Below are 19,512 nucleotides of genomic sequence, written 5' to 3'. Positions count from 1 at the left end.
CGCCGTCGGCTGGTGCTGACAAGCCTGCTGATAGTGTTTGCGATGATCATCACAGCGGCCCGCGAAGACGGCGCCACACACGGAACAGGCCCCAAAAACCAGTGACTGACAAGACGGACCCGTCCTCCCCGGCAGCCGAAAATTCCGGGGATCCGGGCAGGGCTGTCCCGGCTCCCCATGCCATGGCAGCGGCCCGACGGCGGGGCGGCGCCGCAGCGGCCCTCGGCCAGGTGGTCCGCCGGCTCCGCCAGCCGCTGCCCGGCGCCCAGCCCCGGCTTCGGTTCGAGATGCCGCCGGAGTTCGGCGGCCAGGCTCCCGAGCGGGAGTACGACGACGAGGACGAGCCGCAGTTCGGGCATCCCGGGCCGCGGATGTCTCCCCAGCATCCGCTGTACATGGGATTCATGGGAACAGTCGGTGTGGGCCTGGCCCTGCTGGTGTATTGGATCGGATCCCACACCACGCAGCTGCTGCTCTGGATTGTTGCCGCGCTGTTCATCGCCCTGGGCCTGGAACCGGTGGTGGGTTGGCTTGAGAACCGGAAGATTCCCCGGCCCGCCGGAATCCTCGTTTCGGTGGCCGTGCTGATGGGCGCCGTCGTCGGGTTTTTCGCCACCCTGATCCCCACGATCGTTGAGCAGGTCTCCGAAATCGTGCGCCAAGCACCGGACTGGGTGCGCAGCTTCATGGATTCGGATTTCTTCCGCAGCGTCGATGACCAGTTCGGGGTCAGGGACCGCATCACCGAGGAACTGAACAAATTCGTGAACGATCCGGCAGCCATGGGTGGCATCTTCGGCGGCGTCGTCGGATTTGGTTCGACCCTTGCCAACAGCCTTTTCGGCACCCTCATCGTGCTGGTGCTGAGCCTGTATTTCCTGGCGGCGCTGCCGGCCATGAAAAAGTGGGGCTACCGCCTGGCACCGCGATCCCGCCGGAAGCGGGTGGCCGCCCTGTCGGAGGAAATCACCCGTTCGGTGGGCAACTACGTCATCGGCCAGGCCTGCGTCGCCTTGCTCAACGCCACATTCGCCTTCATCGTGATGTCGATTGTCGGTGTACCGTTCGCCTTGCTGCTGGCGTTTGTGGTGGTGCTGCTCGCCTTCATTCCACTGGTGGGCGGCATGATCGCGGGCATCGTGGTCACCCTGGTGTCACTCACGCAGGGCTGGCAGACAGCCGCGGTCTATGCGATCTGCTACTTCGCCTACCTGCAGTTCGAGGCCTACTTCATCTCGCCGCGCATCATGCAGAAGGCAGTGGCGGTCCCGGGGGCCGTGGCGGTGATCTCGGTCATCGCCGGCGGCAGCCTGCTGGGAGTCCTGGGCGCCCTGATTGCGATCCCCACGGCGGCCGCCGTGCTGCTCCTGCTCCGCGAAATCTACATCGCGCGCCAGGACCAGCACTAGCGGACCCCGACGCAATCCGGGGGCGGGACCGCCTGGATGCGACCTCAGGACGCGGCGGTCGCCGTCGGGCCATCCCATTCCTGCGGAAGCGGCGTTGCTGATCCCTCGGGACTGACCCGGGCGACGATGTCGTTCAAGACACGTGCGGCGTACTTCTCGCCCACCCACAGGTGCTTGGCGCCGGCCACGCCCACGACGTCCGCCTGAGGCACCAGGCTGAAGCGCCCGGCGGCCTCGGCCGGCTGGAGGAAGTCATCGTGCTCCGGCACCAGGACGGTGAGGGGCTTGCCGGATTCGGCCCATTGCTGCAGGTGCTTGTCCGTGGCCCGGTGCAGCGGAGGCGAGAGCAGGACCGCACCTTCAATCTGGCTGGCCACCGGCTCCACGGCGCCGTACATCAGCGCCAGTTCCGTTCCAAAGGACCAGCCCACCAGCCACCGGTTGGGCAGCCCGCGGTCGACGGCGAAACGTACGGCCGCCTCGACGTCGTACCGTTCCCCGATGCCTTCCTCGAATCCGCCGCTGCTGGTGCCGCGGGGTGAGGCCGTGCCGCGGGTGTTGAACCGAAGGACGGCGATGCCGGCCAGCGCCGGGAGGCGGTAGGAGGCCTTGCGGTAGACGTGGGAATCCATGAATCCGCCGTGCGTGGGCAGCGGGTGGAGGGTAATCAGCGTGGCGATGACCGGGCCGCTCTCGGGCAGTGCCAGTTCGCCCACCAGGGTGTGGCCGTCCGCGGTCTGCAGCTCGATGTTCTCCCGCCGGGCGGGCAGGACCGTGGAAGCACGGATGGGTGCGGGACCCTGGGCTTGGGTGAAGCGGAACGACGCCGGATCAAAAGTCATGGTTTCCAGCTTAGCGACCAACGGGTGGCCGAAGCCCGGACGGCGGGGTGCGCAGGCGGCGCCGCCCGCGCGGTCAGCGGTACCGGTAGCTGCGGGACATCCAGCAGTTGGTGTGCCAGTGCCGCCGTTCGGCAAGGCCGGCCGCCGCCCCGAAGAGGTGGTCGTCCTTCCAGACCACCAGGTGCGCAACGCCGGGCAGGACGGCAGTGGAGCACTCCGGGCAAATGTAGGTTTTCTCCGCGTTTTTGGCGGTCATGGTGCGGACCATCCATTCGCCGTCCGGGGCGCTCTCCCGGCGTGCGATGCCGGCCCGGGCCCGTTCCAGGTCAAGTTCCGGGACCTCCTGTCCCTTGCGCCCTGCTCCCCTGGCCGAAGCGCCCTTACCGGATACAGGACGGCGGGGACGGTTCGAACGCGGCATGCATCCATTCTGCCCCAGCCGCCCGCCGGCCCGCGCCTCCACGCACTCCCGGCCGTCCGTCGTCGGCATGGCCCGTACGGTTCCACGCGGTAGTCTGTACGGCGTGCGACTCGTCATAGCCCATTGCTCCGTTGATTACGTTGGCCGGCTCAAAGCCCACCTTCCCCTGGCCACCAGGCTCCTGCTGGTCAAGGCCGACGGCTCGGTGCTGGTGCATTCGGACGGCGGCTCCTACAAGCCGCTGAACTGGATGAGCCCGCCGGCCACGCTGCGGGTTTCCTCCCCCGATGAGGTGGACCTGGAACTTGGCGTGGTGGAGCAATGGACCGTGCAGTCGGCCAAGACGGACGACCGGCTCATCATCAATATCCACGAGAAGATCACAGAGTCCTCCCACGACCTCGGGGTTGATCCGGGACTGATCAAGGACGGCGTCGAAGCAGACCTGCAGCGGCTCCTGGCCGAGCAGATAGAGACGCTCGGTGAGGGGTATTCCCTGATCCGGCGCGAGTACTTCACCGCGATCGGACCGGTGGACATCCTGGCCCGGGACGCCGATGGCGCCACCGTGGCCGTGGAACTGAAGCGGCGCGGCGACATCGACGGTGTGGAGCAGCTGACGAGGTACCTGGAGCTGCTCAACCGCGATCCCCTGCTGGCGCCGGTCCGCGGCATCTTTGCGGCCCAGCAGATCAAGCCACAGGCCAAGGTGCTCGCCAATGACCGCGGCATCGCCTGCGTGACGCTGGACTATGACGCCATGCGCGGGGTGGACGACAGCGAATCCCGGCTTTTCTGACCCGACGGCCCGTTGCTTTGGGCACCTAATACTCGGCCTGAAATCCCGGAGCATCATTGTCACCTGGTTTTTACCTAAATTTTATGCATTTTCGTGTTCGGGCCGTTGACCTGCGGGAACGGGCATGAAATTCTGGTCTCAGTCTTTGTGTAGGTGTTTTTCATGCTCGCAAGACATGTTGCGAGCGCGAAGCTCCTGCAGCGCCGGACCTTTTGTGGCAAGGCAATCCAGGATTCTTCTCGCGGAGTGACCAAGGTCGGCACGAGGTGTGCCGTTCTTAAAAAGTTCCACAATGAGGAGAAATAAATGGCACAGGGAACTGTGAAGTGGTTCAACGCTGAAAAGGGCTTCGGCTTCATCACCCCGGATGACTCCGACGGCGATGTCTTCGTTCACTACTCCGAGATCCAGACCGGCGGCTTCAAGACCCTCGACGAGAACCAGCGCGTTCAGTTCGAGATCGGCCAGGGCGCCAAGGGTCCCCAGGCTACCGGCGTAACGCTCGTCTAGTCACCCGGCGCGGCCGCATGGCGGCCGTCCAGCAATGCAGATGATCCCCGGCAGGAATGCCGGGGATCATCTGCATTTGCGTACGTGGGGAGCGTCGAGGTGCCCGGCCGCCCGCCCGCCGTATTCGCGCTCAGGTGACCAGTTTGCGGACCAGGCGTGCACCCTGCGCCAGCGAGAGGCCGGGAAGGTAGGCCCGGGTCAGCGCCCTGCCAATGGCCGGCAGGTGGAGGGGGTCCTGGTAATACAAGTAGAGCGCGCGGTACTCCGGCTTGAACCGGGACTTGAACGCTGCCAGCGACCGGAACCCGTAGACCGGCTCCAGCGCGTGGCCCACCAGGTCCAGGATGCGCACCAGGTTCTGTGCCCCCTCATCGGTGGCGCCGGCGTCTGCTTCGGCGTCCTCCCCGGTATCGGCCTGCCTTCCCTGCTCCTCCGGCCGGCTGGCCAGTGGCGAGCCGGACAGGGAAATGACGTCCACCGAATCCTTCAGCTCCAGGACCGCGGATGCAATCAGGAACTCCATCACGCCCGGGAAGCCCTCGCTGCCGCGGCGCATGACATCAAGCGTCCTGCTGACCAGGCGGCCGTCGTCGTACACGGGAAGCCAACTGGTAACGCCGTGGACGGTACCATTGCCGTCCACCGCCAGGCAGCACAGGACCTCCTCGTCGTCGAGCTCGTCCACTCCCCCCAGCGTGAAGCCCATTTCCGGCACGGATTTCCCGGCCGCCCACTCTTCCGACACCTCATTGAGCCGCGAACGCAGTGCGGCAGGCAGTGAATGGTAGGAGCCCCACACGGCGTGGACGCCGAGCTTCGAGGCCCGGTTGAGCGCGGTCCGAACGTTCTGCCACTCCTTGCCCTTGAACTCGAGCTCATTGAGCCGCAGCCGCGTTTCCTGCGCCACTGCCACCCTCGAGAAGCCCCGCTCCCGCAGCGCCGGCCACAGGGTGTCGTCACAGGAATAGAGCGCAGGGATCAGCGCCTGGGTGCGGCAGTAATCCAGGAACCCTTCGGTCACCCTTTGCTCGGCCCTGCGGTCGCCGATGGCTCCGCCCAGGGTCAATGCCACGGTCCCGTGCTGCTGGAAGGCCATGGCGCCGGCGCCGTCCGGACTGAACCAATATGTGTTGGGCTCCCACAGGGCCATCCAGGACAGGGGTCCGCCGCCCTGGTGAAGCAGCTCGCGGGCACGGTCCCGGTCCTGCCGGCCAAAGCCGAGGCCGTGGTGCCGCCCAATGAGGACCCACCACACAGCCACCAGGGCGACAATCCAGAACACCGGTCCGGAGTAAGCGAAGAGCAGCGTCTCGGCGCTGTCGCGCTCCGCGAAAACGCGGCGGAAATGCTGCGGAATGGGAACCGGCACGTACTGCCGCGCCAATTCGGCGAAGAGTCCCAGCAAACCCCCGTCACGGGCAAGGCCACCCGAGAGGAACCACGCCACGGTGTAGGAGCTTGCCAGGGCGAGCCAGGTGCCGCAAACCACCGCAGCGAGCGTCCGCCGGGCGCCGGGCCGCGTCTGCACGCGGAACTGGCGGCGGTTCAGCCACAGGATGATTGCGAGCAGCAGCGGCACGATGACGAGGGGAAGCACGTGGGCAAAGGCTGATGACAGGGGCGTCGAGTGGGTGCCCTGAAGGCGTGACGGAACCAGGGCGAAAAGGGCCAGGTAGACAGCTGCCAAGGCCGTCACGGCCAGCTGGATGGCAAGGGCAATGTTGAGGGCCAGCCGGCGGCCGCGGCGCATGCCGTCCGCGCAGATCAGCAGCAGGATGACCGGCACCACCGCCAGCGCCAGGCCGAACGGCCCGGCAAACCCTGCCCTGCCGGTTTCCAGGCAGGAGGCATCCACCGTTGCCCCGCAGTTGAACACCAACTGGCTGAGCGTGGGCATCGGGCTGAGGACGACGTCGCGCAGCAATGCCAGCGGGCCGGTGGGAGCCCGTGTGATCCCGGTCAGGATCGGCCCCACGGCAAAGACCGCGACGGTCAGGGCCAGGAGGTTCCTGGTTTCGCGGCCGGTGGAACGGTGCCGGTGGAGCCGCCCCTGGTCGCCCTGGATCCACCAGCCCGCCAGGAGGCCAAGGAGGGCCCCGATGAGGCCGATCACCGTCTCCGCGTGGCCAACGTAGAGCACCAGCAGGATCGACACGGACAACACCGCGGTCCGGAGCCGGCGCTGCCACAGCAGAGTGATCCGGGCACTGGCCGCCAGCCCGGCGGTCAGGATCGGGGCGTAGGGGCCGATCAGGATATCGTCCGCCATCTGGTCCAGCCAGCCGTCGCCAACATATACGGCCACCTGGGTGACCAGGAGGAAGACGGTCACTGCCGCGAACTGGCCGCCGAAATAGAGGCCGACGGCGGCGCGGCGTCCCAGCTTGCGTTCGGCCAGGCCCAGCAGCAGGATCATCATCAACGACGCCGTGAGGTAAGCCAGCGGGTTGGTGGCAAAGAACATGCTGGTGAAGAGGGACCACCATTGCCCGCCACGAAGGCCGGGACCGCTGACCGAGGCAAGTCCCAGGAGTTGTTCCGGCGGGCCGTCCAGGAAGCTTCCCGTCACGGCGGCTGCCGCCAGGAACACAGCCACGACGCCCAAGGTGAACGGCATGGATTTGAGGGTTTCAAGGGTTTGGTGCATTGCCGGACGGCCCACAGTGGCCCACATCAACGCCACCGTGCGGTCCGGTTTCGTGGTGCTTACCACTTCAGCCCCCATTGGCTGCCGAGGAATGCCAAGGCGTCACCGAAGCGCTTTGAGGACGTGTCCCAGGAATGTCCGGTGTGTTCCACCTCGTAGGCCTGCACGGTAAAGCCGGCGTCCTTGGCCGCCGCCGCGAGCGTGTGGAGGTTCCCCACGAACTCCGGATCGTTCTGGCCTGCGGTCAGGTACATGCCGCTGGTCTCAAACCGTTGGTGTTTCATGATCTCCAGTGGAGTCTGCTTGATGAATTCGTCCGGGTTCCCCGGAAAGGCTGCGTCAATGGTCTTTTGCCGCTCCTTGGCGATGGCGGGCTCGGCTTCGCTGGAAAATCCGAGCACGTCCGCGAAGACATCCGGGTGCCTGGTTCCCATTTGGATGGCACAGGTGCCGCCGAAAGAGAATCCACCCACGGCCCAGTGGCTGTGGTTGGTGTCAACGGCAAGGGTGGAACTGATCCATCGCGGCACGTCCTGCGAGAGGTAGGTGTCCGCTTTCGCGATCTTGCTGTCCATGCACATGGTGTTGGCGGACTGTGATCCGTTGGGATCGGGGATGACCACCACCGGGGCCACTCCCCCGTGCGCCGCGGCAAACGAATCCATGTGGCCACGGATGGCGCCGCCCGTCAGCCAGTCCGCGGGGCCGCCGGGCTGGCCCGCCACCAGGACAAGCACCGGCAGGGCGGGACGGTTGGCAGCGAAGTAGGCCGGCGGAAGGTAGAGATAGGCATCGCGGTTGCTCATCCCGGACAGCGTTCCCGGGATGGCTGCCTTACGCAGGACACCGCCGGCAGGCAGGTCGCCGGCAGGCTTCCAGCCCTGGAGGGACACGCCATCGGATTCACCGGGGTGGCGCATGAGCTCCTGTTCCAGCGCGGGTATCCGGGCCAAAGCGGTTCCCAGCAAGTCGCTGACAGTCCGGTTCAGTCCGAAGTAGGCATTGATTTGGAGGGTAGAGAGGGCCACCACCAGGAGCGCCGCGAGGAATCCGCTCCCGTAATGGGTCCAGGAGGTCCGCGGCAGCCTCATGATGCCAAGGATGACGGCCGAAACACCCGGCACGAACCACAGCAGAACGGGCTCCGGGATGTCCTCCGGAAAGACGGTAAGGACGTTGATCATGATCCAGTGGACGGTTGCCACCAGGACGAAGGCTGAGGCGATGGCAACAAAGACACGGATTGCCCAGGCGCGGATCCGTAGGTCCGCTGTTTCCCAGGCGCGCGAAGGTGGTACCAGGAGGTAGGCCGCCCCGCCTAATCCCAATACCAGGACAGTCCCAAACAGGGGCCCGTCCGTAAGCCGAATGTCTGAAAGCCAGTCCACGTGGCTAGCGCCAGGTCCCTACGCCGATGACGGGGCCGGCTTCGAGCCATGAGGAAAGGCCCGTGTACGCATCGAACTTCATGGCCAGGTGCAGGTCCTGTCCCTCGTAGCGGAGTTCGACGATAACCACATCCGGTTGGACCTTGACGGCCTCGGCCTCGGTCGGCTTTCGCCTGCCCAGGAGCTCCAGCGAACTGCGCTTGAAGGTGTATTTCGGGCGGACGCTCAGTGAGATCAACCGGAACCACTCAAGGTCATTGTCCTGATAACGACAAACCCCCATTTGCCAGCTGTTACCAGCAACGCAAATGGAGGCGTCCACCGTGCCGAGGGCGCGCCGCAAATTGAAACGGCGCACCCCCGAAAGGCACAGTGCAAAAATCAGCAATCCGAACACGATTGCCAGTGCGATGAACGAAATACCCGGTGCGTCCATCAAGGTCGTGCTAGCGGATCCCAGCGGTAGCCGAGCCGCCCAGCTGGGCGTTGTCAGCAACGATGACCACGCGGTTGTTGTCCACGGAGAAGAACCCGCCGTCAACATCTACCGCGATCCGGTCCCCTGACACTGGCTGGATGGCCAGTTCACCTTCGGCCAGGATCGCCAGCAGGGGCGAGTGGCCGGGCAGGATTCCGATTTCACCATCACTGGTGCGGGCCTTGACCATCTTGGCCGCTCCGGACCACACAAAGTGGTCCGCTGCGACAATCTCAACCTCAAGCTCAGCCATATTACTTGGTCTGTTCCTGGATCTTGGCCCACTGGCGCTCAACGTCATCGAGGCCACCGACGTTGAAGAACGCCTGCTCCGCGATGTGGTCGAGTTCGCCGTCGCAGATCGCCGAGAAGCCTTCAACGGTGTCCTTGATGGAAACCGTGGAGCCCTCAACACCGGTGAACTGCTTGGCGGTGTAAGTGTTCTGCGAGAGGAACTGCTGGATGCGGCGCGCACGCGACACCACGATCTTGTCTTCTTCGGAGAGCTCATCGACACCGAGGATGGCGATGATGTCCTGGAGTTCCTTGTTCTTCTGCAGGATCTGCTTCACGCGGACAGCCGTGTTGTAGTGGTCCTTGCCGATGTACTGGGGATCCAGGATTCGGGACGTGGACGTCAGCGGATCAACGGCCGGGTACAGGCCACGGGATGCGATTTCACGGGAAAGTTCCGTGGTCGCATCCAGGTGCGCGAAGGTCGTCGCCGGAGCCGGGTCGGTGTAGTCATCAGCGGGAACGTAGATGGCCTGCATCGAGGTGATGGAGTGGCCCTTGGTGGAGGTGATGCGCTCCTGCAGGAGGCCCATCTCGTCGGCAAGGTTGGGCTGGTAGCCCACGGCGGAGGGCATGCGGCCCAGCAGGGTCGATACCTCGGAACCGGCCTGGGTGAACCGGAAGATGTTGTCGATGAACAGCAGCACGTCCTGGTTCTGGACATCGCGGAAGTACTCCGCCATGGTCAGGGCGGACAGGGCTACGCGCAGGCGCGTTCCCGGCGGCTCATCCATCTGGCCGAACACAAGGGCGGTGTCCTTGAGGACGCCTGCCTCTTCCATTTCCACCCAGAGGTCGTTGCCCTCACGGGTACGCTCGCCAACACCGGCGAACACGGAAGTACCACCGAAGTTGCGGGCAACACGGGTGATCATTTCCTGGATCAGGACGGTCTTGCCCACGCCGGCGCCGCCGAAGAGGCCGATCTTTCCACCCTTGATGTACGGGGTGAGGAGGTCGATGACCTTGATGCCGGTCTCCAGCATCTCGGTGGAGCCTTCGAGAGAAGCAAAGCTCGGGGCCTTGCGGTGGATCGGCCAGCGTTCGCTGATGTCCAGTTCCGACTCGGCAACGTCCAGGGGCTGGCCCAGCACGTTGAAGATGTGGCCCTTGACTCCGTCGCCGACAGGCACGGAGATCGGGGCACCGCTGTCCACCACGGAGGTGCCGCGGACCAGGCCGTCGGTTGCCTGCAGGGAGATGGCGCGCACGAGGTTGTCGCCCAGGTGCTGGGAGGTCTCGAACGTGATGGTCTTGGTCTCACCGTTGAGAGTGATCTCGGTGGTGAGGGCGTTGTAGATCGACGGGATTGCGTCAGCCGGGAATTCGACGTCGACAACCGGGCCGATTACGCGCGCAATACGGCCGGTTGCACCGGACGTTGCGGCTACGTGTTCGGTAGCAGTGGCAGTCATCTCTCTCACTTCATTCAGTAGATGGCGTGGGGTTAAGTTTATCTGTGGTGGTGCTGGTTACGCGGAACCGGGGAGGTGCAGGCTAGGACGCGAGGGCGTCCGCGCCGGCAACAATCTCGGAGAGTTCCTGCGTAATCTCGGCCTGGCGGGCCGTGTTGCGCAGGCGCGTGTACTTCTTGATCAGGTCCGTTGCGTTGTCGCCTGCGGACTTCATCGCCCGCTGGCGGGCGGCGAGCTCGGAAGCTGCTGCCTGCAACATGGCTGCGAAGATACGGGATTCGATGTAGCGCGGCAGCAGGGCGTCAAGGACACGCTCCGCTTCCGGTTCGAACTCGTACAGCGGCAGGAGATCCGATTCGGATTGGGCCTGCTCTTCCACTACTTCAAGCGGGAGCAGGCGGATGACCGTCGGCTCCTGGGTGACCATGGACTTGAAGCGGGTGTAGACAACGTGGATCTCGTCCACGCCGCCGTCTTCGAAGTCGGTCGCGAATTCTGCCAGCAACGCTGCGCCGACTTCACGGGCAGTAGCGAACTCGGGTGCGTCGGTTCCTCCGGTCCAGACCCGCGCATACTCGCGGTTCCGGAAATCGAAGTAGGCCTGGGCCTTGCGGCCCACGACATAGGTCTTGACTTCCTTGCCTTCGGCGCGGAGCAGCTCGTTGAGACCTTCCGCCTGCTTGAGGACGCTCGCCGAGTATGAACCTGCCAGGCCGCGGTCCGAGGTGATTACCAGGACTGCGGCGCGGCGGATCTGCTCCGGCTCAGTGATCAGCGGGTGGTCGATTTCGCTTTGGCTGGCGACAGCAGAAACGGCGCGCGTGATCGCGTTCGCGTAAGGCAGTGAAGCTGCTACGCGCGCACGGGCCTTCCCGATGCGCGAGGTAGCGATCAGTTCCATCGCCTTGAAGATCTTGCGCATCGACGTGGTCGAGCTGATCTTCTGGCGGTAGACCCGGATCTGGGCTCCCATACTTATCCTTTCCTAACATTCCGTCGCCGGGTGTGCCGGGCCTTTGCGGCCCGGCACACCCGGCGGTGCGGAACTAGCGCTTCTGCTTGACGATCTTTTCCTGGTCGACTTCGCCCTCGGAGATAGCGTCGTGCTCCTCGTGGCCGGCGCCTACCAGGTGGTTGTCACCCTCGCCGAAGAAGCCCTTCTTGAAGTCCACGATCGAGGACTTCAGAGCTGCAACGGTGTCATCGTCCAGGACGTTGGTCTGTGCCAGCGTGGTCAGGATCGAGGACTTGTGGCGAAGGTGCTCAAGGAACTCAGCCTCGAACCGGCTGATGTCCTCGACCGGAACGTCGTCCAGGTAGCCGTTGGTGCCGGCCCAGATGGAAACAACCTGGTCCTCGACCGGGAACGGTGAGTACTGGCCCTGCTTCAGCAGTTCCATCAGGCGGGCGCCACGGGTGAGCTGCTGGCGTGACGCAGCATCCAGGTCGGATGCGAACATGGCGAACGCCTGCATGTCGCGGTACTGGGCCAGGTCCAGCTTCAAAGTACCGGAAACCTTCTTCATGGACTTCACCTGGGCGGCACCGCCAACGCGGGACACCGAGACGCCAACGTCCACAGCGGGCCGCTGGTTGGCGTTGAAGAGGTCCGACTGGAGGAAGATCTGGCCGTCGGTGATGGAGATGACGTTGGTCGGGATGTAGGCGGAGACGTCGTTCGCCTTGGTCTCGATCAGCGGCAGGCCCGTCATGGAGCCGGCACCGAGCTCGTCGGAGAGCTTGGCACAACGCTCCAGCAGACGGGAGTGCAGGTAGAAGACGTCACCCGGGTAGGCTTCGCGTCCCGGCGGGCGGCGGAGCAACAGGGACACTGCACGGTAGGCCTCAGCCTGCTTGGACAGGTCATCGAACACGATGAGGACGTGCTTGCCGCCGTACATCCAATGCTGGCCGATGGCCGAACCGGCGTACGGTGCCAGGTACTTGAAGCCTGCGGGGTCGGACGCGGGAGAAGCCACGATGGTGGTGTACTCCAGCGCGCCGTTGTCCTCAAGGGTCTGGCGGATGGCGGCAATCGTGGACGCCTTCTGGCCGATGGCGACGTAGATGCAGCGGACCTGCTTGGTGACATCGCCGGAAGCCCAGTTGGCCTTCTGGTTGATGATGGTGTCGATCGCGATCGCGGACTTGCCGGTCTGGCGGTCGCCAATGATCAGCTGGCGCTGGCCGCGGCCGATCGGGATCATCGCGTCGATGGCCTTCAGGCCGGTCTGCATCGGTTCGTGGACCGACTTACGCTGGGTCACGCCGGGAGCCTGGAGCTCCAGCGCTCGGGTGGTCTCGGCCTTGATCTCGCCGAGGTCGTCGATGGGCACGCCCAGCGGGTCGACAACGCGGCCGAGGAAGGCGTCGCCAACGGGAACGGACAGAACCTGTCCGGTCCGGTGGACTTCCTGGCCTTCTTCGATGCCGGTGAAGTCACCGAGGATGATGACGCCGATCTCGCGGACGTCAAGGTTCTGGGCCAGGCCCAGGGTGCCGTCCTCGAAGCGCAGCAGCTCGTTCGCCATGACCGAGGGAAGGCCCTCAACACGGGCGATGCCGTCACTTGCGGTGGTTACGCGGCCGACCTCTACGCGCTCTGCGTTCCCGGGTTCGTAGGACGCCGCGAACTCGTTCAGCGCATTACGGACGTCGTCGGCGTTGATGGTCAATTCGGCCATCTGCAGTCCCTGCTCTCCTGTTTGTGATCACCGCAAACGGTGACCGGGGTTTCTATCAGTTTGGTTGTGCTCGTCCGGCTAGCCGGCAAGCTGGCGTTGCAGTTCTCCCAGCCGGGTAAGGACCGAGGCATCGAGTACCTCGTCGCCCACCTGGACGCGGATTCCGCCAATGAGCGACGGGTCAACAATGACGTTGACCTTCAATTCCCGCCCGTACAGTGCGTTCATGCCCGCCTGGAGGCGTGCCAGCTGCGTCTCCGACAACGGCCGGGTCACGCTGACTGTTGCAATCCAGCGCTGCTGCCGCTTGGCCGCCAGTTCGGCAAACCGTTCCACCAGCCGGGTGGGCTTGATGCCGCGGGGCTGGGTGACGGCCTGGGTGATAAGCACCCGGGCTTCTTCGCTGGCGCCGGGCGCCAGCCGCTCCGCGAGGGTGGCTTTGGCTGCCGCGCTGGCCTGCGGTTCGGACAGAGCACGTTGTACCTCGTGGCTGGAGGCAACAGCCTGGTTGAAGGAAAACAGGTCGTTTTCCAGCTCTTCCAGGCCAGTGATTCCGGAGGCAGAAACGGCCGACTTGTTTTCAGCAACGGAAATGACCACCGTTGCGGCAAGAGTCTCGAGTGCATCGCCGATGTCGCGCGCCGATGCCCAGCGTGAGCTGGCCAGACCGCCCGCGATTTCAGCCGCATCAGCGGAGACTTTTCCGCCAACCAGCTGCCTGACCAGCGCCGATTTCTCGTCGCCGCTGCGGGAGGGGTCAGTCAGGGCACGGCGCAAACCAGCCGAGCTGTCCACCATTCCCAGAATTCCGAAGAGTTCCTTTGCCAGCTGCAGCGACGCGGTCGGAAGCTTCGCTTCCAAGGCGGCCAGGGCTGTTGCCAGCGATTCGCTCGATACGCCTGCCATTATTTAGCTGCACCTGCGTTCTGGGACTCCAGATCTGCCAGGAAACGGTCCACGACCCGTGCTGCACGGGCGTCGTCATCGAGGGACTCGCCCACGATGCGGCCTGCCAGGGTGGTGGCCAGGGTGCCGACCTCGGCACGCAGGGACACAACGGCCGCCTGGCGCTCTGATTCGATCTGTGCGTGGGCCTGCGCAGTGATGCGGGCAGACTCTGCTGCCGCCTTCTCCTTGAGATCCGCGAGGATCTGGGCACCTTCGGCGCGGGCTTCCTCACGGATGCGGTTTGCTTCGGTGCGGGCGTCGGTCAGCTGCTGCTTGTACTCTTCGAGTGCAGCAGACGCCTCAGCCTGGGCCTTTTCAGCCTTGGCGATGCCGCCTTCAATGGCCTCGGCACGCTCGGCGAAGGTCTTCTCGAACATCGGGACAACGTACTTGACCACGATGAAAAAGAGGATGGCGAAGCCAACGAAGACAACCAGCATTTCCCAGCCATTGGGAACAAGGGGGTTGACGTCGCCCTCAGCGGCGGCTGAGATGTTCAGCTGATGCATATTTCACCCGTCCTTTATCTACTCGGTTCTGAATGTTCGCTGAAGTTCTCTGGGTTTACTTGAGAACGAAAGCGAAGACCAGGCCCAGGATGGCGAGTGCTTCGGTCAGCGCCAGGCCAAGGAATGCGATGGGCTGCAGGACGCGCTGGGCTTCCGGCTGGCGCGCAACGCCGTTGATGTAGGCAGCGAACACGAGACCCACACCGATACCACCGCCGATAGCCGAGAGGCCATAGCCGATGAGGTTGAGGGAGCCGTTGATGGAGCCTTCCATTTTTTTTCCTTTCAAGATGCCACTTGTGTGGCAGGTTGTTTGGGTTGCTTCATCCCCGCGAGGGGAATTCTGTGTGTGCCGTGAGGGACATGGCGCCCCGCCGGCGTGCCTAGTGGCTGTCGGCGTGCAGTGCGCCTTCGATGTAGATCGCGGTCAGCAGCGTGAAGACGTAGGCCTGCAGGACCATGATCAGGGCTTCAAGCATGTACATGGCGATCGCACCGGCCAGGACCAGGACCGACGTGCCCTTGAGCAGGAAGTTCTCCTGCATGATCAGGTACTCGATGCCGGAGCCCGCGATCATCACGATGAGGTGGCCGGCGAGCATGGTAGCGAACAGACGAAGGCTGTGCGTGACGGGCCGGACAACGAAGTTGGAGATGATCTCGATCGGGATGACGATCGGGAGGATGTACCACGGAACGCCGGAGGGTACGGTGGCCAGCTTGAAGTAGCGCAGGCCGTTCTTCTTGATGCCGATGGCGATCCAGGTCACGTAGACCAGGCCGGCCAGCACATACGCTCCACCCACGTGCGAGAACGTAGGGAGTTGGAACACCGGAATGGCGCCGTAGATGTTGTTGACCAGGATGAAGAAGAACAGGCTGAACAGCAGCGGGACGTACTTGATGAAGTCCCTGCCGCCGATGATGTCCTTGGCGATTCCGTTGCGGACGAAGCCGTAGGCAGCCTCGCCGGCGAACTGGAGCTTGCCGGGTACCAGCTGCTGCTTGCGTGCGGCGAGCACGAAGAAGACGGCGATAAAGACGACAGAGAGGAGGACCAGCAGCATCTGCTTGGAGAATCCTTCTGCGGCACCCCACGGCAGGATTGCCGGCAAATGCATTTCGTTAATTCCAGGAGGAGTGAACTCTCCTGAATCTTGGGCCGGGAGCGCAAGCGCGATCAACGCGTTTCCTCTCTGCAGTGTCCATCATTGGGCGTTGGGCGGGGTCCGGCAGCGTGACAGCCTGCTGTTCCCCCTGTGAAATTATTTGGCATTAGTGTTGCCGTCCTGGGACGGCCCGCTGGCAGCATGGCGATCACCAGCGTTTGTGCGAGAACTGGTAAGGCCATGCATATGGGAAAGGTAAAAACCTCCGACGGCTCCAAGCAGAGCGCCTGCGAGCACGATCCAGCGCGTTCCCCACACGTAATCCAGTCCCCACCCTATCAAACTCCAGACGATGATTCCGCCAATGATGTAGCTGAATACCGCCATTCCAGCGTTGTAGCCGCCGTCGTTCGACGCGTCGGAAACACCGGGTGCGGAGCCGTTGGATCGGCGCTTGGCTTTCGCTGCAACGTCGGATTTCTTCGGGTTACGCATTGGTGGGTCCCTTCTCTTCCGGATCGTTGTAGATCTGGAGGCGGGCTTTGCTGAACCCATGGATCTCCGCAGCCTGCCAGAGGACGACGGCGACCACGGCACCTATGACGAACCAGCGTCCGTGCAGCCACGCCGGAGCCCCGACAACGAACAGGACGACCGCGAAGCCAACCACCTTGATGAAGTAGGTGGCTACGAACACCCCAATCGCGCCGGACGGATTCCGGCGTCCCACGAAGTGGCCAACCAGCAGGCTGATTCCGAAGAACAGCATCACCAGCAGGCCCCCGAGGAAACTGGAAACTGCCCCGCTTGCTCCATTGAGGAGCGCGGCAGGGATGGCGCACAGCGCCAGTCCGGCCGTGGCGGCAATCGAACTGCGCTTGAGCAGGTTCAGCCAGAGCGAGCGTGTGGGACCCGAAGAGCCAACGTGTCCATGGCCGGACACAGGTCCGGACTCGGCGTTGGAGGTCATTCGATCCCAATCGTCGGCACCTCGTGGCTCAGCGCCAGGAGGTAAAGGGTGGAGGAGCAGCTTGGGCTGCCCCTAAATTCTACACGAGATAGAACATGGCTAGGTCACCGGCAGCCGTGTGACTTTGGACCTGCGGCGGCGGCGTCCAATCAGGTCCGGGCTGGCCAGGTACACGACGAGGACCAGGACGGTGCCGGCCACGCACAGGGCCACCACCGGCAACGACGCGGTGGCGGCGACGAAGCCGAGGATGATCACGGCGACCGTGCAGGCTGTAACGGCGGCAGCCGACTGCAGGTGCGAGAAGCCGACATCCGTGAGCCGCTGGTAGACGTGCTCACGGTGCGATGCGTACCAGCGCTCCCCCGCCTTGATCCGCCGAAGCAGTGTGTAGCCGGTGTCCGCGGCATACACCAGGATGGGTGAGAGGACGTATTCCACGTAGACACCGCCAAGGAAGCCCGCGACGGCGAGGGCGGCTACGGATGCGCCGAGCAGGTAACTGCCGACGTCGCCCAGGAAGACCGAACCCCGGCCCAGGTTCCACGGCAGGAACCCGAGGAAGGACATCGCGAGCACGGCTCCGCCAGCCGTGAGCCAGGGTTGTTCGGCCAGCGTTCCGGCCAGCGCGTAGGCCCCGCCGGCAGTGACCCCGTGCAGGCCGGAAATACCATTGACGCCGTCCATGAAGTTGGCAATGTTGACATACGCCGCGATCGCCAGCGCCGCGAGGGGCAGCCACCAGAACGACTGGCCGGTCAGCACGATCAGGACCACCGACCCGGCGGCCCCGATGCCGAGCTGGGCAGCTGCACGGCCGCGGATGGACAGGCCGCGCAGGTCCTCGACCCAGCCGACAACGGCGCAGGCCACAATGATCGCCAGGACGACGGCGGACACGGACCGGTCAACGGTGACCACGCCGAGGAGGACGGCTGCCGCGTAGCCGATGACGGTGGCGAGGGCGGCGGCGACCCCCATGCCGCGGATGGTTGCCTTGGCGTGCGACGAGCGGGCAGAGGGAACGTCCACCACCCCCATCCGGACCAACCAGGGCTTCACTGCGAACGGGAGGAGGAGGCTCGCCAGCAGGGTTGCCAGTGCCACCAGCAGCAGCGGCATCATGAGGCAACCCTGATGGCGCCCGTGTCATCGGCCTCATCGTCGGGAATGTCGCTGATGCTGACGCCCTGTTCCGCTTCACAACGGGCCAGCCAGACGTTGAGGTCGAGCTTGTCCGGATCCTGCTCGGTGGCCCGGGTGTGTGAAATCTTGGGGTGCAGCGGGCGTTTGTCCAGTTCCCCGGCGCCCACCAGTTCCTCGTGCAGCTTCTCCCCCGGCCGCAGTCCGGTGTAGATAATCTCCACGTCCTTGCCGGACATGGCGATCATGCGTTGCGCCACGTCGAGGATCCGGACCGGTTCGCCCATGTCAAGGATGAGGACGTCGCCGCCGGCACCGATCGCACCGGCCTGGATCACCAGCTGGCAGGCTTCGGGAATGGTCATGAAGAAGCGCGTGACATCGGGGTCGGTGACCGTGACCGGACCGCCGACGCGGATCTGTTCGGTGAAGAGCGGCAGCATGGAGCCGCGACTGCCCATGACGTTGCCGAAGCGGACGGAGACGAACTTCTTTTGCGTCTGCCCTGCCATCCAGGCGGTCAGCTTTTCGGCAACCCGCTTGGAGTGGCCGAGGGCGGTGGTGGGGTTGGCGGCTTTGTCGGTGGAAATGTTGACGAAGTTCGAAACGCCTGCCCGGCGGGCGGCGCGCAGCACGTTCAACGTGCCGCACACGTTCGTCTTCCAGGCCTCCACAGGGTACTGCTGGAGCAGTGGAGCGTGCTTGAGAGCTGCCGCGTGGAACACCACTTCGGGCTGCCGGTCAGCGAAGATCTCCTGGAGGGCTTCGCCGTCGCGGATGTTGGCCAGGACGGTGTCGCGGCCGGCCAGCAGGCCGCGGCCGGTGATGGAAATCTGGGTCTGCTGCAGCCCGGTTTCGTCGTGGTCCAGCATGATCAGTTCCGCGGGGTCGAACTGCACGATCTGGCGGCAGAGTTCCGAGCCGATGGATCCGCCGGCGCCGGTTACCAGCACCCGCTTGCCCTTGATGTAGCCGGCAATCTCGTCGACCTTGATGTCCACGGGCCGCCGGCCGATCAGGTCTTCGACCGCCACGTCGCGGAAATCGGAGAACCCCGCGGGCGCGCCGCTGCCAAGCATGTCCCTCAGCGGCGGCAGGACCAGGACGCGGACGTTGAGCCCGGCCACGGCGTCGGAGATGCGGCGCACCAGTCCCGCTTCGACGTTGGCGAAGGCCACCACCAGGACGGTTGCCCGCGTGCGCCGGATGATGGCGGGGAGGTCGTCCCCGCGGCCCTGGACCTGGACACCGGAAAGGCGCAGGTGCTTCTTGGCGGGATCGTCATCCACCAGGCCTACCGGGAAGTAGGGCGAGTCCGGGTCCTGCAGCATCCGGGTTACCAGGGAGTTGCCGAGGAACCCCGCGCCGTAGACCAGCGTGTTTTGGGCCCCGTCCCCGGGCCTGGTCTTGCTTTCGGCGTAGAGACGCTTGGCATAGCGGGCGGCGCCCATGAACAGGCAAGCGAAAGGGAAAGCGATGAGGCCGACGCTGCGGCCGATGTTGATGGCCTCATAGAGGACCAGCAGGCTGGCGGTGATGGAGGCGGCCACGATGACCGTGACGAACACCAGTGCCCGGGCTTCCTGGAAGCTGCCGAATGGATAGCGGCCCCGGTACAAGGCGAGGGAGTATCCTGCCAGCATCTGGACGACGACGGCGATGGCAGCGATGGCGAAGGCACCGGCGAACTGCTCCACCCGGATACCCATCTCATAGCGCAGCAGCAGCGCCAGGACGATGGCCACGACCCACGACATGGAGTCGAGGAACATCTGGATCCAGATCCAGATGGCGGGTTTCTCGTCCCGTACGGCGGCGGATGCGCGCGTTTCAGATTTTGTACTCAACAGAAGATGCAACCGACTTCCACTACCACGGCGGCCAGCGCCTTTTTCACAATGCCCCGCCGCAAAAACCGTCGGACGGCGTCGGGACCTAGAACGATA

At 64.5% G+C, this 19,512-nt stretch carries 20 protein-coding genes; 3 read left to right on the top strand and 17 right to left on the bottom strand.

Annotated features, from left to right (window positions below; genetic code table 11):
• The first annotated feature begins 101 nt into the window (after positions 1-101).
• A complete protein-coding gene (locus tag AC4EEO_RS06745; protein ID WP_018760109.1) occupies positions 102-1,409 on the top strand; it encodes an AI-2E family transporter in 1,308 nt (435 codons plus the stop codon).
• Between the two features lie 44 nt (positions 1,410-1,453).
• Here AC4EEO_RS06745 and AC4EEO_RS06740 read toward each other — a convergent pair whose 3' ends face one another.
• Both AC4EEO_RS06740 and AC4EEO_RS06735 read right to left on the bottom strand, forming a co-directional pair.
• Positions 1,454-2,251: an alpha/beta hydrolase gene (locus tag AC4EEO_RS06740; protein WP_018760110.1), complete on the bottom strand. Its 798-nt coding sequence runs from the start codon at positions 2,249-2,251 to the stop codon at positions 1,454-1,456.
• 73 nt (positions 2,252-2,324) lie between these two features.
• Positions 2,325-2,672 carry an Rv1322 family protein gene (locus AC4EEO_RS06735; protein ID WP_018760111.1) on the bottom strand — a complete coding sequence of 116 codons (348 nt, stop codon included), beginning with the start codon at positions 2,670-2,672 and terminating at the stop codon, positions 2,325-2,327.
• Positions 2,673-2,775: 103 nt separating this feature from the next.
• Between AC4EEO_RS06735 and nucS the strand changes: the two genes are divergently transcribed.
• Positions 2,776-3,471 carry an endonuclease NucS gene (gene nucS / locus AC4EEO_RS06730; RefSeq protein WP_026264238.1) on the top strand — a complete coding sequence of 232 codons (696 nt, stop codon included), beginning with the start codon at positions 2,776-2,778 and terminating at the stop codon, positions 3,469-3,471.
• Between the two features lie 306 nt (positions 3,472-3,777).
• Entirely contained in the window at positions 3,778-3,981 is a 204-nt protein-coding gene (locus AC4EEO_RS06725) for a cold-shock protein (protein WP_011692441.1), read from the top strand.
• Between the two features lie 130 nt (positions 3,982-4,111).
• On the opposite strand, the gene AC4EEO_RS06720 is transcribed toward AC4EEO_RS06725, so the two are convergent.
• From AC4EEO_RS06720 to AC4EEO_RS06650, 15 genes are all read right to left on the bottom strand, one after another.
• Positions 4,112-6,706 (bottom strand): phosphatidylglycerol lysyltransferase domain-containing protein, encoded by a 2,595-nt coding sequence (locus AC4EEO_RS06720; protein WP_491340136.1) that lies wholly within the window; start codon positions 6,704-6,706, stop codon positions 4,112-4,114.
• Positions 6,688-8,016, bottom strand: coding sequence for an alpha/beta hydrolase (locus AC4EEO_RS06715; protein ID WP_109045053.1), 1,329 nt, complete (start codon positions 8,014-8,016; stop codon positions 6,688-6,690). The genes AC4EEO_RS06720 and AC4EEO_RS06715 overlap by 19 nt, the downstream gene beginning before the upstream one ends.
• 4 nt (positions 8,017-8,020) lie before the next feature.
• Entirely contained in the window at positions 8,021-8,452 is a 432-nt protein-coding gene (locus AC4EEO_RS06710) for a DUF2550 domain-containing protein (RefSeq protein ID WP_109045054.1), read from the bottom strand.
• 10 nt (positions 8,453-8,462) lie between these two features.
• Positions 8,463-8,747 carry a F0F1 ATP synthase subunit epsilon gene (locus tag AC4EEO_RS06705; RefSeq protein ID WP_018760117.1) on the bottom strand — a complete coding sequence of 95 codons (285 nt, stop codon included), beginning with the start codon at positions 8,745-8,747 and terminating at the stop codon, positions 8,463-8,465.
• A gap of 1 nt (position 8,748) precedes the next feature.
• Positions 8,749-10,203 carry a F0F1 ATP synthase subunit beta gene (gene atpD / locus AC4EEO_RS06700; RefSeq protein ID WP_018760118.1) on the bottom strand — a complete coding sequence of 485 codons (1,455 nt, stop codon included), beginning with the start codon at positions 10,201-10,203 and terminating at the stop codon, positions 8,749-8,751.
• 82 nt (positions 10,204-10,285) lie between these two features.
• Positions 10,286-11,176 carry a F0F1 ATP synthase subunit gamma gene (locus tag AC4EEO_RS06695; protein ID WP_018760119.1) on the bottom strand — a complete coding sequence of 297 codons (891 nt, stop codon included), beginning with the start codon at positions 11,174-11,176 and terminating at the stop codon, positions 10,286-10,288.
• A gap of 73 nt (positions 11,177-11,249) precedes the next feature.
• A complete protein-coding gene (gene atpA, locus AC4EEO_RS06690; RefSeq protein ID WP_018760120.1) occupies positions 11,250-12,887 on the bottom strand; it encodes a F0F1 ATP synthase subunit alpha in 1,638 nt (545 codons plus the stop codon).
• Positions 12,888-12,965: 78 nt separating this feature from the next.
• A complete protein-coding gene (locus AC4EEO_RS06685) occupies positions 12,966-13,793 on the bottom strand; it encodes a F0F1 ATP synthase subunit delta (protein ID WP_018760121.1) in 828 nt (275 codons plus the stop codon).
• Positions 13,793-14,344, bottom strand: a complete 552-nt coding sequence (locus AC4EEO_RS06680; RefSeq protein WP_018760122.1) for a F0F1 ATP synthase subunit B — start codon at positions 14,342-14,344, stop codon at positions 13,793-13,795. The genes AC4EEO_RS06685 and AC4EEO_RS06680 overlap by 1 nt, the downstream gene beginning before the upstream one ends.
• A gap of 55 nt (positions 14,345-14,399) precedes the next feature.
• The gene (atpE, locus tag AC4EEO_RS06675; protein WP_003804776.1) at positions 14,400-14,618 is read right to left on the bottom strand and encodes an ATP synthase F0 subunit C; all 219 of its coding nucleotides are present in this window, start codon (positions 14,616-14,618) and stop codon (positions 14,400-14,402) included.
• Positions 14,619-14,727: 109 nt separating this feature from the next.
• Positions 14,728-15,528, bottom strand: coding sequence for a F0F1 ATP synthase subunit A (atpB, locus tag AC4EEO_RS06670; protein ID WP_026264239.1), 801 nt, complete (start codon positions 15,526-15,528; stop codon positions 14,728-14,730).
• Positions 15,529-15,609: 81 nt separating this feature from the next.
• The gene (locus AC4EEO_RS06665) at positions 15,610-15,948 is read right to left on the bottom strand and encodes an AtpZ/AtpI family protein (protein ID WP_081624092.1); all 339 of its coding nucleotides are present in this window, start codon (positions 15,946-15,948) and stop codon (positions 15,610-15,612) included.
• Positions 15,941-16,423 carry a Cg1360 family ATP-synthase-associated protein gene (locus AC4EEO_RS06660; RefSeq protein WP_109045057.1) on the bottom strand — a complete coding sequence of 161 codons (483 nt, stop codon included), beginning with the start codon at positions 16,421-16,423 and terminating at the stop codon, positions 15,941-15,943. The genes AC4EEO_RS06665 and AC4EEO_RS06660 overlap by 8 nt, the downstream gene beginning before the upstream one ends.
• A 99-nt stretch (positions 16,424-16,522) precedes the next feature.
• Positions 16,523-17,548, bottom strand: coding sequence for an MraY family glycosyltransferase (locus AC4EEO_RS06655; protein ID WP_018760125.1), 1,026 nt, complete (start codon positions 17,546-17,548; stop codon positions 16,523-16,525).
• Complete coding sequence (locus tag AC4EEO_RS06650; protein ID WP_018760126.1) at positions 17,545-19,413, bottom strand: polysaccharide biosynthesis protein; 1,869 nt, start codon at positions 19,411-19,413, stop codon at positions 17,545-17,547. Before AC4EEO_RS06650 ends, AC4EEO_RS06655 begins: the two co-directional genes overlap by 4 nt.
• Between the last annotated feature and the right edge of the window lie 99 nt (positions 19,414-19,512).

The sequence above is a fragment of the Pseudarthrobacter sp. MOO13 genome (assembly GCF_058267655.1).
Note: the sequence above shows the minus strand (reverse complement) of the source record. Positions and strands in the feature narration are given on the sequence as shown.

What these genes read in the sequence shown, in the direction of transcription:
- AC4EEO_RS06740 (WP_018760110.1), bottom strand. Translation starts at nt 2,251, where the DNA reads ATGACTTTTGATCCGGCGTCGTTCCGCTTCACCCAAGCCCAGGGTCCC.
- AC4EEO_RS06735 (WP_018760111.1), bottom strand. Translation starts at nt 2,672, where the DNA reads ATGCCGCGTTCGAACCGTCCCCGCCGTCCTGTATCCGGTAAGGGCGCT.
- AC4EEO_RS06725 (WP_011692441.1), top strand. Translation starts at nt 3,778, where the DNA reads ATGGCACAGGGAACTGTGAAGTGGTTCAACGCTGAAAAGGGCTTCGGC.
- AC4EEO_RS06720 (WP_491340136.1), bottom strand. Translation starts at nt 6,706, where the DNA reads ATGGGGGCTGAAGTGGTAAGCACCACGAAACCGGACCGCACGGTGGCG.
- AC4EEO_RS06710 (WP_109045054.1), bottom strand. Translation starts at nt 8,452, where the DNA reads ATGGACGCACCGGGTATTTCGTTCATCGCACTGGCAATCGTGTTCGGA.
- AC4EEO_RS06705 (WP_018760117.1), bottom strand. Translation starts at nt 8,747, where the DNA reads ATGGCTGAGCTTGAGGTTGAGATTGTCGCAGCGGACCACTTTGTGTGG.
- atpD (WP_018760118.1), bottom strand. Translation starts at nt 10,203, where the DNA reads ATGACTGCCACTGCTACCGAACACGTAGCCGCAACGTCCGGTGCAACC.
- AC4EEO_RS06695 (WP_018760119.1), bottom strand. Translation starts at nt 11,176, where the DNA reads ATGGGAGCCCAGATCCGGGTCTACCGCCAGAAGATCAGCTCGACCACG.
- atpA (WP_018760120.1), bottom strand. Translation starts at nt 12,887, where the DNA reads ATGGCCGAATTGACCATCAACGCCGACGACGTCCGTAATGCGCTGAAC.
- AC4EEO_RS06685 (WP_018760121.1), bottom strand. Translation starts at nt 13,793, where the DNA reads ATGGCAGGCGTATCGAGCGAATCGCTGGCAACAGCCCTGGCCGCCTTG.
- AC4EEO_RS06680 (WP_018760122.1), bottom strand. Translation starts at nt 14,344, where the DNA reads ATGCATCAGCTGAACATCTCAGCCGCCGCTGAGGGCGACGTCAACCCC.
- atpE (WP_003804776.1), bottom strand. Translation starts at nt 14,618, where the DNA reads ATGGAAGGCTCCATCAACGGCTCCCTCAACCTCATCGGCTATGGCCTC.
- AC4EEO_RS06665 (WP_081624092.1), bottom strand. Translation starts at nt 15,948, where the DNA reads ATGCGTAACCCGAAGAAATCCGACGTTGCAGCGAAAGCCAAGCGCCGA.
- AC4EEO_RS06660 (WP_109045057.1), bottom strand. Translation starts at nt 16,423, where the DNA reads ATGACCTCCAACGCCGAGTCCGGACCTGTGTCCGGCCATGGACACGTT.
- AC4EEO_RS06655 (WP_018760125.1), bottom strand. Translation starts at nt 17,548, where the DNA reads ATGATGCCGCTGCTGCTGGTGGCACTGGCAACCCTGCTGGCGAGCCTC.